Genomic DNA, 14,350 nt, shown 5'->3' with positions numbered 1-14,350 from the left:
TATGGACTGGACTAAACCCATCGAAAATAAGCCCCGTGCTACAAAGTTTAGAAAGGATTTTATAAAATTGATGAATGGTAATCAAATAAAAAAGTCCCAGATAATAGATAATCTGAGACTTCACACTTTAAGATTGAATTTTATATAAATTGAAATGATATACGGCCATTTTCCTGTGAGATAATACGCATTATACCATGATTACTAATAGTTTTTGTTAAAGAAAATTGCTTTCCATTCCAATCTAAATTCCAGTTTTCTGGAGCCCCAGCTCTTAGATGGATGAACTGATGGTTATATGTTTGGTAATTCATTGACAGGGAAAAAATATTTTCTTCAATGGCATACCATAACTCTTTTAAATAATTGATTGCTTCAATTGAATCAGTATCATTTATTAGTTGGTTAATCGAACTATACTTCATTTTATCCCTCTCCTCTTCATACTAGACTAAAGGAGAATCTCTGAAAATACCACATTAAAATGTTTCCATTCTACGATACTATCTGTTCGATTAAGTACCCAAGCCTGTACGAGTAAGCTGTTCTTCTTGATCTCGATCCATTTCTTTAATAGGTGATTTTTTATATCTTCCAATAATACTGCTCGCTAAACAAATACAGACTATTGATAATAAAGCTTTATACCAACCTACCAACGAAATAGCAAATAAGATAATAATAGTGTCACAAATAAACAGAACAAACCCTCTATTTATACCAAACTTCTTATCTATATATAACCCTAAAATATGAATTCCTCCTAGTGAGGATCCATTATTCAGGACAAACGTCACGCCAAAACCAATCAATAATCCAGCAATAATAGCTGCTAGTATGACATGTAGCTCGAGAGTAGGCAATATAAGATCAAACCATTCTCGGATAAAGGATATACCTGTGATCGATAATAAACTTGAAACTGTAAACCACTTTCCAAGCTCTTGTATAGAAATAAAGAAAAACGGTATATTAACGATAAAAAATAGTAGACCCCACGGAGTGTTTGTTAAATAAGTAAGAATTGTAGCGACTCCTGCCGTTCCACCAAATGTTAAATAACTATCAGATAACAGTTTAATGCCTAATGAGGTAAGAATGAGACCAATTACCACAAAACAAAGCTTCTTGAAAAGAGTCATAAAGATCCCCCGATCTATGTTGTCTCTCTTAACTTAAATCATAGCCTTCTAGTGGTCAATACATTGAGGATTATTCGTAATCTTGCATTTATTCCAATTTATTTGACATTTCATTACCTAATTCTCAACCTTTCGCTTACATATTATTTCTAAAGTGATAACCTAATTAATCAGGAGATTGGGGATCACAATAAAAAAGACCACTTTCAAACCGGTCATTAAAAAATCAGAATTCTGATTTTTCTTGATCAAGCTTAAATTTAGTCTTTATTTAGATTATTTTCTGAAGGTTTGTTGATTTATAGACTAACTCCTTAAAGAGTAGTTATTTACGAAAAGCAACAATCTATGCGAAAACAGCCTTATTTTATGATTTTATGATCCTATTAAAACATTGGAACTGGAGGATCGATGCCTAATACTGGTACACCATCAACAGTTAACCAAATATAATAGTGATCAATTTCTGTATCTAAGTGCTTTTCAATTAGTTTTATTGCTCTTTCTTGAATGTCAAAACTTTTTGTTGCAGTTTGCTCACCAAGCGGAATGTTTTTCATTCCTACTAAATCTGCTATATATCTAGCATCCTCGTATGAGACCTCAATATATTTGTCGTACTCAGGTAAATAAGCTGCTTTTACCGGTGTAACTGTAACAATAATAACGAATAATAATGCAATAACTATCAATCCAAACTTTTTCATTGTTCTCCTCCATTTTGTAATTCAATAAACATATCAACAATAAGTGGATTATACATGGTTCCGCGACAACGGTTAATCTCAATGATGGCTTCTTCAGTTGTTTTAATTAACTGATATGGTCGATTAGTAGTCATTGCGTCAAATGAATCGACAACAGAAATAATTGATGCTTCCACCTCAATTTCATCCTTTGTTAATCCATAAGGATACCCTTTGCCATCATAACGTTCATGATGTTGCTCGACTACAAGCCCAGCATTCTTTAATAGTGGCAGCTTCGTCGCTTCCAATACATCTCTACCAAAACTAGGATGTTTTTTCATGACTTCCCATTCTTCTTCATTTAGCTTCCCAGGCTTTTGTAAAATACCTAAAGGAACCTTTATCTTACCAATATCATGGAAAAAAGAAGCCATATTCAACCGTAAAAGCTGCTTCGAATTCAATCCCATCTTTTCTCCAACTTGCATTGATAGTTTACTAATTCTAGCACAATGATCACTAGTATAACCATCTTTTTTTTCAATAGAAATTGCTAAATCCATCAAATCCCTAGCTATTTTACTATAGCTATGAAAAACAGGCTGTGAGGTTACGTATAAAAATTCGGTTATCCCTATAGATTGAAAAACATAATGATTCTTTACCGGTTGTCTATAAAAGGAATCCCCTGCTTGATATAATTGATCACCATTGGCTGTTTTTAGCTTTAATTCTCCTGAAATCACGAATAAATATTCAAGTGCCTCCCATCCCTCTTCTGGCTGAAGCCCCCAAGATGTATTTGGCTCTAGTTTATGATGAATGATCTCTGTGTCATCACCCGAAGCAATAAGAGAAATCGTTAACCCTTTCATTTGAACAGATTCTATAAAACTATCCTTGTTTGCCATTCTGCTCATTTACCCCTTCTTTTTTAATTAGAATACAACTATTCTATTATTATAGTAGAAATGAGCACTATCGCATAGATTTTTTAGAAAAATGAATATTATACCATTGTTATAATGGATATAATATATTTTTTTGTATTTTAATGGTTATAAACTACCACTATTAGTCTTGTTTGAACTAGTTCTATATAACTAGTTACTTTTTTACCCTGATTGTGATTGAGATCACATTTTTACTCCTGATAGTTAAGTATGATCCATTTAGGAGGTGCATAATAAAACTGTCGGCGAAATTGTCGCTTTTTTTCACCACAATCAAGTGACTTTTTCAAAAAATATAAGATTGACTTCTGTTGTGGTGGAAGCAATTCATTTGAACAAGCAATTGCAGAAAGGAATTGACAAGGAGAGCAAATTTTTATATGAGCTAGAGGATTATTATCTAAACCATTCCCTCAAAAATAACGAGAAGGATTGGCGAGGAGTAGAGTCTGATTAACTAATAAGCCATTTTGTATCTGACCATCATAACTACGCAAATTCAGAAGTAAAACAATTGACAGCTTATATTAAAAAAAGTGTCGCTAGTACATGGAGAAAAACACCCCTATTTAAAAGAGGTGTTAGATCTTTTCAACGAACTAAAACTGAACTGGAAGATCAATTTGATGAAAAGGAAAACCTTTCTTTTCATCAAATCATAAATACGGAAAAATAAAAATGAACAATCTTTAAGAGAATTGATCCCCATTGTTACTAAATTAATTAAAGAACATGAACATGCTGGTATAAAGAAGTTACAGCTTATTGAAAAATACGAACAAGAAACCCATTTTCCTCTAAATCAGGAATAAAAAGTGTTGCGCCATAACTAGCGGCAATAGTTGATACAATAGTCCATATGACTAAACTTGTAACCATCCATCCTGTTACCAGCGATCTTTTCGATCCGAAACTCATACCCATAAAAGCTGAAATATGTGAACCAACGAGAAGCGGTCCGAATATTGTTAATCCTGGTAACCCATATTTATCAAAAAGCGCTCTTGCTCTTTTTTTCTTTTTAGAATCTTTTTCTGAAATGGCTTCACTTCCGTCAGACTCAGTCTCTCCCCCTTCTCTCACAACTACTTGCTTACGTTTTTTCGCTCTCATTACAGACTTTACTTTATCTACAAATACGATTAATAGTAAGACCGTTACCAAATTTCCTAAAAACCCTAAAATGGCAACCGGAATTGGAGATAATCCTCCGATAATTGCCAATGGTACGACAGCAATCAATTCAAATAATGGAATAGCTGCTAATAAAAAAACTAATAAATATGAAATAATCAAACCTACACCTCTTCTAACTTATTTTCATTTTGTTAATGTTTTACGTTTAAACGGTCAATATTCGCAAACATATTACCCTCTGTAATTGTTGGCTGCTACTTTTCTATGAATTTCCTAAATGTTTGGTACAGTTATATAATTTATTTTCCCAGGTGTTCTCGGTAGTCATGTGTAATATAGTCAAGGAAGTGTTTTTAATAGATTCTTCTAAACAGCTATTCGGAACTAATCTTTTAATAAGATGTCTAAGGAATGAACCATGACTAATGAGTAAAATCCTCTGACCTTGATAATCCCTAGTAACATCTTCAAATAGTGAAAGACCTCTTTTTTCTACTAGTTCCGTTTTTTCTATCCCTAGATCAAGCTTTCTCCAGTTTTCTCCCCACTTTATCATTCTTTCTTTATCTGTAGTTCCTTCAATTAATCCTCCTCCAACTTCACGGAGCCTAGAGTCAAAATGGACCGGACTATTGATTTTCTCGCTAACAATTTCTGATGTCTGTCTTGCTCGTAGTAAATCACTTGATATAATTGTGTCCCAGTTTTCTTTCCTTAAACGTTCTCCTAGTTTATAAGCTTCTGATATACCATCATGATCAAGTGGAATATCTGTATTACCCTGAGCTCTTCCTTCTTTATTCCATAATGTACTTCCGTGACGAATGATCCCTATAGTAGTCAATGCTTATTCAACTCCCATCTTCAACTATCCATCCGTAGTTAATACAACCACATAATTTAGATCATGGAAATCTGCTGCCGGTTTGACCGTAGCAGTATTAGTTAAACCATAGTTATCTTTTTGTACGTCCATTACTTCACCAATTTTTAACCCGGGTGGGAAAATGGTACTCTTATTTGAAGTAATGACAATACTTCCTTTTACAACTTCTTTTTCTATTGCTGTATCAATTTTAGTCATATAGAGAAGGTTTTGTTCTATATCGTAGCTTTCAATCATACCAAATACAGATTGATTGTCTACTATTGTAGCAGGAACATAGCTTTTTTTATTATTATTTGAAAGTAAAATAACTTCAGCACGATCTTGTTCTACTTCTTTAATTAATCCAATCACACCCTTGGAAGAAATGACAGGCATATTTATTTTAATATCATGATTCTCCCCTTTATTAATATATAGGGAATTATACCAACTTTGTATATTATTAGAATCAACGTTTCTGTAGGTAACAGCCGCTACAATTGGTTGATGATTTTTGTATAGTTCAACTGTTTTCTTTATTTCGGTTAATTCTATATTTTCCTTTGCAATTATATTCTTTTCTACAGTTAACTGTTCTATGGTTGCTAATCTATCAGTCAGTAATTGATTTTCACTTTGAATCCGAAAAATATCACTTATCGAAGCAAATACTTTATTTTCAACGACTAAATGATTCAATTTTTGATTAAATAAAAAAATGGTGAGCATTACTAGAATTACTAAAACACTTGATAGGATATAGATCTTTGTTTTTATTTTCAAAAAATAATCTCCTCATAACCTAAAAAACTAGTAACTTTAACATCAAATAAATACATGATACATGCTATTTTTTCCTCCAAAGTAATTTTACCATAATTTACATTTATTTGTTAGGATCTATATCATTTATTATCAAAGTTGACCACTAATTATTATTTGATTTGAATGATCCAAAGAAAAATAAAGATTAGCTACTTACGGCGGCATTTTATGTTTATAGAATTCAAAAAAAAAAAAACTGTTAAGAGAATCATCTCTTAACAGCTTAAAAAAACTTATTTATTTAACACTTTTGGCATCTTCACGATTAGTATAATCATAATCGTCCGGATTTATCGGTTCAAATCCTTCAGGAGTATAAAATCGTAATAGATCTTGATTGACAATTTTATCTGACATCTGTAACTTCATTTGGCTGATTTTTTCAAACTGTTCTATTTCTGGGGTACTCTCCACTTTTTCACCTGTTAGCGTATTGTAATACTTCCCATTTAAGCCTGTCACTTCTTCGCTCACAAAGTCGCCATTACGGAAAGGTACAACATCTTGATGATCTGCGGAAAACAAATCTGTCCCAACTTGAACGTTTCTTTTTGTATCAACACCAAGTAAATGAAGAACAGTTGGTAATAAATCTACCTGTCCACCATACTGATGCATAGCCCCTCCTTCTACTCCAGGGATATGAATAAATAATGGAACCCTTTGTAATTGGGCATATTCAAAATTGCCAACTTCTTTATCTAATACTTTAGACATTGCTTTGTTATGATTCTCAGAAATTCCATAATGGTCACCATACATAACGATCATTGAATTCTCATATAACCCCGATTCCTTTAATTGCGTAAAAAATTCTTCTATAGCTTCGTCTAAGTAACGAGCTGTTTGAAAGTAATTATCTACTGAAGGATCGCCAGTTACATGTTTTTCTATCGTTGCTTCTTCTTGATCCAATGGATATGGGAAGTGGTTGGATACTGTTATAAATTTAGTATAAAACGGTTGACTTAATGATTCTAGCATTGGCATTGATTGTTCAAAGAATGGTTTATCCTTTAATCCATAATTTAAAATATCTTCGTCATTTGCGTCGTAATAACTTAAATCATAAAACTTATCAAAACCTAAAGATTTATAAATCTCATTACGATTCCAGAAGGATTTCGTATTTCCATGAAATACTGCTGATGTATATCCATATTGGCCTAAAATAGCTGGTGCTGCTTGGTAGGTATTTCTACCTTTTGTTGAAAATGCTGCACCCTGTGGTAAGCCAAATAAAGAGTTCTCAAGCATGAATTCTGCATCAGCCGTTTTACCTTGTCCCGTTTGGTGGAAAAAGTTATCAAAGTAAAAAGTATTTGAATCCTTTGTTAACGAATTTAGGAATGGCGTAACTTCCTTACCATTTAGCTTATAATCCATAATAAAGGTTTGTAATGATTCCAAGTGAACATAAATAACATTTTTCCCTTTTGCTACACCAAATAACTCAGGATCTGGTTCAGCGTAAATCGCATTTGTATAGTTAGTAACTTCTGTAATATCATCAGTATCAGCCATCGCACGTTGCGCAGATGCTCCTGTACTTTGAATTGCATCATATATGGTAAAGTTGTACATTCCTAAATATTTCACAATGTAATTACGGTCAAATGTTCTTGTTAATAATTGTGGTCGATCTGATTCTGCTAAACCTAAATTTACAGCAAATAGAGCTATTGCAGCACTAAAGACAATCACTAAAGTTCGTGCTTTCACTTTTCCAACTGCTGGTTTTACAGCCTTAGTTAAAACCAAAAGTAGTAAAATAATTGTATCTACGAAATACAAAACATCAAATGGATTTAGCAACGCTACAATACTCTGACCTAAGTCTCCAGCGTTACCTGTTTGTGTTAGTGTTGGTAACGTAATAAAATCCGAGAAAAATCGGTAGTAAACGATATTTGCATATAGTAAGAATGATAGAAGAAAATCAAGGATAATCATCCATACAATTGATTTTTTCCCTTTAAAGAATAGAGCCAATCCTAAAAAAAAGATGACAGAACTGACTGGATTTATGAACAAAAGAAATTCTTGCATTGCACTTTCAATACCTAAACTAAATTCTATTTTATATGCGGTATAGGTTTTGATCCATAATAATACGGTAGCTAATAGTAAAAAACCAATATGGTTATTTAACCATGAAAATAGTTTTGATTTCATTTGTTGCACCTCTTAGTTTTTAAAGTTTGTAAAATTAATAACTAATCTATTTACAATTCATTTCGAACAAGTATACATATTAGCTTATAATTTCATGGTTTGTCAAACTTTCATAAAGTTAGTAGATTCGTAAAAGCCTAATGATCACTAGTTTACCATTAATATATTAACAAATTATGAACAGTCATGAGTATAAGGTTTGTAGGATAGTTGAGACTACTTAAGTGCAGAAATCAGAAGTACTGGAGGTTTTTTTAAAAAAGTAGCTAGTTGATATGACCGTATCATTTTGAATTTTTTGATATGATTTCATTTTAAGCAAACGAAAAGAACACTACACGATGATTAAAACCTAAAGTAGTGCCCTTAACTAATGATTAGCATTTACAGACCATTAACATATTACCATCAGGATCCTTTAAATTAAACCAGTGACCATCTTCAATCTTCGTCACTAACTCAATCCCTCTTCCTTTCATAGATTGATATGCTTGGTGTATATCTTCCGTATTAAAATGAAACATTGGATATCTCGCATAAGAATCCTTTGAATAAATCTTGCTGTCTAACACTATATTAAGACCATTATTATCAAGCGGTATACAACATAAATGTCCATTTATAATTTCAACGTCTGGATCCAAATCTAGAATTGAACAATACCATTCACGTGCTCTAGATATATCGCTTACTGGTATGAATACCGCACCAACTTTGTCTGCTATTATACCTATTTAAATCATCCTCTTTCCTATAGGCTCTTTTCTAAAAGTTTATTGCTCTAGTACGAATAAAAATCGGCTTTCGGATTTTTATGATCTTAATTGAAGCTATATCCAAGGGGATATCAGAGTAATCTAGCGAGAAGAACACGAAGATATCCTTAAAACGTATACATACTTTGTACGGAAAACAACAATCCTCGCGAAAACAGCCTTTTTATAAAATTGTATTATTACAATTCTTCGCAAGAAGACAATTTCCTCTATTAATAGTAAAAAGTAACTTGAAATCAAGATACTTCCCAAAAAATTATTCTATTTTCTGAACTTGTTGTAAATGAGATTCTATCCATTTACAACAAGTTCTATCAATAATTGTAAAAGTCTTGTCAATTGTACTAACCCTCCCTCACGAAGATTAAACTGACTAGCCAAAGCAGGATGCATTGCAGCAAATGGCTCCGGACACCGCTCATTTAGAAAACTTGCTCTTCTGTTTTGATTAACGGAATACAACACTACCTGTTATTAAAAAGACTTGATGAAAAAATTGATTCCTTATTAAACTAACAAAATGTAAAAGACAGCGATTTATAAGAAATCACTGCCTTTTTTTCGTGGATTTTGTCCATTGAATGTAGCTATTGAACTACATATCTGATATTTTTCATCTCTACCAGATTGAACCACTTATGAGTTTATATTAAACACTCATAAGTCAAAATTAAAACATTAATCCCAAAAATAAACCGCTTTCCTTCTATTTAAATAAACCGCTTACTTTGTGCTTCAAAATAAAATATGCCGACTAGTGGAATCAAACGTCATTTTAATAGATTATTTATTTTTAAATCATTTTAGTATGTAAAGTATGACATTCTACATTAAACTTCACAAATAAAGATTCCTTTAGGTCGTATTTAAATACTCATTGGATTTCTATCTATTCTTACTAAATTTATTGTAATGGGAAGTCTCTCGATGCAAAATACCGTTCGTTTATTAATCTTCGATGATGAAGTTCGTGACCGAGAAGTATTGTTACTAGTGCACGAACAGTAACTTCTTGACCATTAGCACTTCCACGTCTTAACCAGTCTTCAGGTTGTAGCGCTTTTAATAGACAGATAGTGGATTTTCTTACACTTGTTAGATGCAATAGGAGTTCCTCCAATTGTTGCTTATCAAACATAGCATTTTTAATATAGTCGTTTTTATCATATTTTGGTAGAGATATCGCTTCACCTCTTGCTATACAGAGTAGTGGATAACTTAAAATTCTTTCAGTATCCGTAAGATGACCAATTATTTCTTTTACACTCCATTTTTCAGGTGCATATTTAAAAAGACCCTGCAAATCGGTTAGTTCCATAAACATCTTGTTTGTATCCTCATTCTGAACCAGCAATAATTCGATAAGATCCCCTTCTGGTACTACATTTACGTAACTTGCAAAATACTCGTGATATTCACTTTTTTCTGGTCTGGTAATAATAACTGTCACCTCCCTTTTAAAGTTTAGTTTTACACTTATAGACTTATTCTTTATCGATTCGAATATTCCTTTTTTTCTCTTTTAGTAATACGATCAAAAATTATTCTGCTTCATTAAAATGCTAATTGCTTACTATAAAAGAAAAAATGCTCGAAATGTACGAGGAATAAATGCTAATACTCCAATCCTAAGAATATACAGGATTAGTAGCATTGCCCATGCCCCATATGTTTCGGTAATAGTAATTTCATCGTCCCCACCTACTAATTTTTAAGCTTATGACTTCATTTTTACCCTAAATCATCAGACCATAACATGTGATCCAACTCACATAGAAACGGATAGGATTATTATCGTTTGTACGGTGAAAACAAGAAAAAGAGACCCATTTAGATTATCTAAATTGAGTCTTTTTTCTTGTTTAAATGTATTATATAGTTTTCAATTTAGATTTATTTATTTGCTAAAGAAAAACTTTTTTCAATCGGTAGTTCTGCGTTGATGACCATTTTATTAATAGCACTAAATAATGCTTTAACTGAAGATGTCATGATATCAACGTCAATCCCACATCCCCAATATACTGTTCCATCTGGAGCGGTTATTCCAACATACGATACTGCGTTTGATTTTGATCCTAATTCTTGGGCATGCTCTTTATAAATTAATTTAGTAAACTTAATACCTAACTTCGACCGGAGAGCATTGCTAATTGCGTCAAGTCTACCGTTTCCTTCACCGATGAATTCCTGAACGTTATCATTCATTTTTATCGTAATCGTCGTTTGGAAATCATCATGCTGAACAAATTTATAATTGACAAATTCGAGCGGAGTTGTAAGATTCACGTATTCGCTTAAGAAAATTTGATAAATTTCTTCAGGCATGACCTCTTTATGGTTGCGATCAGAAACATTTTTCACACTATAGCCGAAAGTTTCACGCATTTCCTTAGGAAGATCAAGACCATATTGTTGCTCAAGAAGATAGCCAATTCCACCTTTTCCTGATTGACTGTTAATTCGGATAACGTCCCCTTCATATTCTCTACCAATATCTTTAGGATCTATCATCAAATATGGGACCGTCCAATAGTCACAGTTATGATCTTCACGCCATTTCATTCCTTTTGCGATCGCATCTTGGTGTGAGCCAGAAAATGCAGCAAAAACAAGTTTTCCACCATAAGGCTGTCTCTCGTTAACCTTCATTTTCGTCATCCGTTCATACACTTCGATAATCTCAAGAATGTTCTCAAAATTCAACAAAGGATTAACACCATGTGAAAACATATTTAAGGCAAGGGTAACGATATCAACATTTCCCGTTCTTTCACCATTACCAAACAATGTACCTTCGATTCTCTGTCCACCTGCCAACATTCCTAATTCAGCATCGGATACTCCGCTTCCGCGATCATTATGTGGATGTAGTGAAAGTATCACATTGTCTCGATAGTTTAAATGATCACTCATGTATTCTATTTGACTAGCATATACGTGTGGCATAGAAAGAGACACTGTTGCTGGTAGATTAATGATGACTTTGTTATCATTTGTTGGTTGCCAAACGTCAAGAACGTTATTGCATATCTCAAGGGCAAATTCTAGTTCAGTTCCAGTGAAGCTTTCAGGAGAGTATTGAAACTTGAAATTCCCGTCAGTCTCGGCCGCATACTTTTTAAGTAGTTTCGCACCCTTTACAGCAATATCAATAATCTCTTCTTTTGATTTTTTAAATACTTGCTCACGCTGAGCTACTGAAGTTGAATTATAGAGATGAACAACTGCTTTCTTCGCACCTCTTAGTGATTCAAACGTCTTTTCGATAATATGATCACGCGATTGTGTTAAAACTTGAATTGTTACATCGTCAGGAATTAAATGATCCTCAATTAAGGTGCGCAAAAACGTATATTCTGTTTCTGATGCTGCAGGGAAGCCAACTTCAATTTCCTTAAAGCCAATTTTCACAAGTAATTGAAAATATTCTAGTTTTTCTTCAAGATTCATCGGTACAACCAAAGCTTGATTCCCGTCTCGTAGATCGACACTACACCAAGTAGGTGGTTCAGTAATATACTCTCTCTCGGCCCACTTCATGCTTGTTACTGGTGGCATAAAATAACCTCTGGCATATTTTTCTACATTTTTCATTTAAGACACCCTTTCAGTGAGTAAATTTTGCTTCATGAAGTTTTCTGCATTTTTCCGACAAATTCTTGTCATGCTTACACCATTTAGATTTAGGATATGAGCTTTTTACAAACAAGTATAAGTTCTTTTTAATAAAGGAATCCTTACGCTGACAGCCATTATTTATTAGAAGCACAAAAAAGCCTAACATCTCTATAAACATAGAGACGAAAGACTTATAACATCTTACGCGGTACCACTCTAATTCATACCAAATAGGTATGCACTCGACAGATAAAGGTTTTACATACCTTATATCTACCTATTATAACGGTTAGGCTCCGTCTCAACCTACTCTAAACATTTCAGTGAGCTACTACAAGGTGAGTTCAGATTTCATCCACGGCTGTTTTGCACCAACCAACAGCTCTCTGTGCGCTTATAAAACCATACTAGTCCTTATCAATGTATTTTAATATTTAGAATATTATACCAAGTCATTTTCATCTTTGCAAGGGTGAATTTTTATATAGTGGAAATAGGGTTAATTCTTATATTATTATTGGGTGTCCGCATAGTGAATGATTCTTTGTCACGGATTAGAGAATTTAAAATACTCTAAATTATTTTCTAGATATCATTGCATCTATTAACCTTCACGTAGGCTACTCTTACTACTGTTTTATATTTTCTATCAACTCCACTTTATATCCATCTGGATCTTCAATTACAGCCCGTTTTCCCCATTCGCTTATCGTAGGTTCGGTTATAACAAAGTGTCCTAGAGTTTTAATATCCTCAATCGACTTTTCAATATCTGGTAACGAAAATCCTAGTCTAAGCTTTGTAGTTAGCGTATTATTCAAGGCTGGATAGATCTCTAAAACTACAGACCCAAGATTACACGAATAATGTAATGGTCCATTACCATGTTGTTCTTGTTCAAAAGTGAGACCTAGTTTTTCATAAAACCCAGTTGATTTGCTAAGATTATGAGAATAAATGACAACAAGATTTAAAGCAACTGACACTGACTTCACCCCTTCTCTAAGCTTTTAAGCATAAAAACTCAAATCATGACTATATGCTTTCATTTAGAAACAAATCCTCTGATATGACACGTATTCCATTCTTTCTAAGCAAAGCAGTTGTGACACCAATACCGATTCTTTTTTTTCCTTTAAACTCACCGTTGTAGATCGTTGTACTTCCGCAGGATGGACTGTTCTCTTTAAGAACCACTAATGTTGCATGTAACTCTTGAGCTTTTTTTAACGTAACGTACGCTCCATTTATGTATAACTCCGTTACATCTCTACCTGATTTCTCGATCACTTTGGCATTTCCATTCAGTACATCGTATCCATCACCACCAATGATCTCTGCCGGTTCTCGCGGTGTCGCAAACCCTCCGAGTAATTCCGGACAGATAGCGATTGCTCGATCTTCTATTAATAAATCGCTTATTTTAGCATTTAGACAATGTGTACCGTTGTATCTCACCTTTAAACCGGCTAAACAAGAGCTTACTAAAATCAAACACGATCACCTCAATTTAAAATAAATCTACTAAATACTTATACTTATAGTCTACATGTTATAAAGTATCTGGCAAATTATGAACATACATTTCTAATGCATTCGGATTTGTTGCTAATGTTGTAATCGTCTTCTTATTCGGAGTCGTATAGATAATAGGATAATCCACTTCATCATATTCTTCTCGAATTTGAAAAGCGAGAATTTCTTCCGTTGTTGAAAATTCGGCTTGAACTCCCGGCTTGTTACCACGTGCATCTAAACGAATCCAGCGATTGATTGATTGGAGGTAAATACCGTTTAAGGTATGAAGACTGTACCCTCCTTCGGGCGTATCAAAAATCATCAACCTTTGGTAGCAAAAACCTGTTGGGATGTTAATCGCACGTAATAAAGCTGCTAATAAATTTGCTTTTGCATAACATATTCCTTCCTTATACTTCAGCACCTCTGAGGCAATGCACGTAACTTTACAACTTTGTATATCCCAAGAATGAGAGATATAATCTCTTACAAATTCAAAGGCTACTTTAACCTTTTCAATTTCTGAATGATCCTTATCAAACAAATCTTTGCATTTTTTTTGAATATTCGTATCAGAATAATTAACAACCGGTAATTCTTTTAAATAATCTGATAGGTTGGGAGATTCAGGTTGTAGTTTGGACAT

14 protein-coding genes, 1 pseudogene and 1 other annotated feature are annotated in these 14,350 nt (G+C 33.3%); of the genes and pseudogenes, 1 reads left to right on the top strand and 14 read right to left on the bottom strand.

Features of this window, described 5'->3' with window-relative positions; genetic code table 11:
- Window positions 1-140: 140 nt before the first annotated feature.
- The 4 genes from AC6CHR_RS11435 to AC6CHR_RS11420 all read right to left on the bottom strand — a co-directional run bounded on the left by AC6CHR_RS11435 (window position 141) and on the right by AC6CHR_RS11420 (window position 2,742).
- Window positions 141-425 (bottom strand): hypothetical protein, encoded by a 285-nt coding sequence (locus AC6CHR_RS11435; RefSeq protein WP_498248884.1) that lies wholly within the window; start codon window positions 423-425, stop codon window positions 141-143.
- Window positions 426-515: 90 nt separating this feature from the next.
- Window positions 516-1,142, bottom strand: coding sequence for a YitT family protein (locus tag AC6CHR_RS11430; RefSeq protein ID WP_498248883.1), 627 nt, complete (start codon window positions 1,140-1,142; stop codon window positions 516-518).
- A 386-nt stretch (window positions 1,143-1,528) separates the two neighbouring features.
- Window positions 1,529-1,849, bottom strand: a complete 321-nt coding sequence (locus AC6CHR_RS11425; protein WP_498248882.1) for an 8-amino-7-oxononanoate synthase — start codon at window positions 1,847-1,849, stop codon at window positions 1,529-1,531.
- Window positions 1,846-2,742 carry an HD domain-containing phosphohydrolase gene (locus tag AC6CHR_RS11420; protein ID WP_498248881.1) on the bottom strand — a complete coding sequence of 299 codons (897 nt, stop codon included), beginning with the start codon at window positions 2,740-2,742 and terminating at the stop codon, window positions 1,846-1,848. The genes AC6CHR_RS11425 and AC6CHR_RS11420 overlap by 4 nt, the downstream gene beginning before the upstream one ends.
- A gap of 321 nt (window positions 2,743-3,063) precedes the next feature.
- Between AC6CHR_RS11420 and AC6CHR_RS11415 the strand changes: the two are divergent.
- Window positions 3,064-3,144 (top strand): annotated as a pseudogene (locus tag AC6CHR_RS11415) (DUF542 domain-containing protein); the annotation flags it as partial.
- A 402-nt stretch (window positions 3,145-3,546) separates the two neighbouring features.
- Here the strand turns inward: AC6CHR_RS11415 and AC6CHR_RS11410 are convergent.
- The 10 genes from AC6CHR_RS11410 to AC6CHR_RS11365 form a co-directional block, all read right to left on the bottom strand.
- Window positions 3,547-4,080, bottom strand: coding sequence for a small multi-drug export protein (locus tag AC6CHR_RS11410; protein ID WP_498248880.1), 534 nt, complete (start codon window positions 4,078-4,080; stop codon window positions 3,547-3,549).
- Window positions 4,081-4,183: 103 nt separating this feature from the next.
- Window positions 4,184-4,765, bottom strand: coding sequence for a histidine phosphatase family protein (locus AC6CHR_RS11405; RefSeq protein ID WP_498248879.1), 582 nt, complete (start codon window positions 4,763-4,765; stop codon window positions 4,184-4,186).
- 24 nt (window positions 4,766-4,789) lie between these two features.
- A complete protein-coding gene (gene mreC / locus AC6CHR_RS11400) occupies window positions 4,790-5,572 on the bottom strand; it encodes a rod shape-determining protein MreC (RefSeq protein ID WP_498248878.1) in 783 nt (260 codons plus the stop codon).
- Between the two features lie 279 nt (window positions 5,573-5,851).
- On the bottom strand, window positions 5,852-7,798 hold the full coding sequence (gene ltaS / locus AC6CHR_RS11395; RefSeq protein ID WP_498248877.1) for a lipoteichoic acid synthase: 1,947 nt from the start codon (window positions 7,796-7,798) through the stop codon (window positions 5,852-5,854).
- A gap of 368 nt (window positions 7,799-8,166) precedes the next feature.
- Window positions 8,167-8,487, bottom strand: a complete 321-nt coding sequence (locus tag AC6CHR_RS11390; RefSeq protein WP_498249135.1) for a VOC family protein — start codon at window positions 8,485-8,487, stop codon at window positions 8,167-8,169.
- A 982-nt stretch (window positions 8,488-9,469) separates the two neighbouring features.
- Complete coding sequence (locus AC6CHR_RS11385) at window positions 9,470-10,006, bottom strand: DinB family protein (RefSeq protein ID WP_498249134.1); 537 nt, start codon at window positions 10,004-10,006, stop codon at window positions 9,470-9,472.
- A gap of 452 nt (window positions 10,007-10,458) precedes the next feature.
- Window positions 10,459-12,162 carry a 2-isopropylmalate synthase gene (locus AC6CHR_RS11380; protein ID WP_498248876.1) on the bottom strand — a complete coding sequence of 568 codons (1,704 nt, stop codon included), beginning with the start codon at window positions 12,160-12,162 and terminating at the stop codon, window positions 10,459-10,461.
- A 199-nt stretch (window positions 12,163-12,361) separates the two neighbouring features.
- Window positions 12,362-12,616, bottom strand: a binding site (T-box leader).
- A gap of 199 nt (window positions 12,617-12,815) precedes the next feature.
- Complete coding sequence (locus tag AC6CHR_RS11375) at window positions 12,816-13,172, bottom strand: VOC family protein (RefSeq protein ID WP_498248875.1); 357 nt, start codon at window positions 13,170-13,172, stop codon at window positions 12,816-12,818.
- Between the two features lie 49 nt (window positions 13,173-13,221).
- A complete protein-coding gene (locus AC6CHR_RS11370) occupies window positions 13,222-13,680 on the bottom strand; it encodes a 2-thiouracil desulfurase family protein (RefSeq protein ID WP_498248874.1) in 459 nt (152 codons plus the stop codon).
- Between the two features lie 58 nt (window positions 13,681-13,738).
- Window positions 13,739-14,350: a transglutaminase domain-containing protein gene (locus AC6CHR_RS11365; protein ID WP_498248873.1), complete on the bottom strand. Its 612-nt coding sequence runs from the start codon at window positions 14,348-14,350 to the stop codon at window positions 13,739-13,741.

Source organism: Metabacillus sp. GQ13 (assembly GCF_059758525.1).
This window is presented reverse-complemented; position numbering and strand designations above follow the sequence as displayed.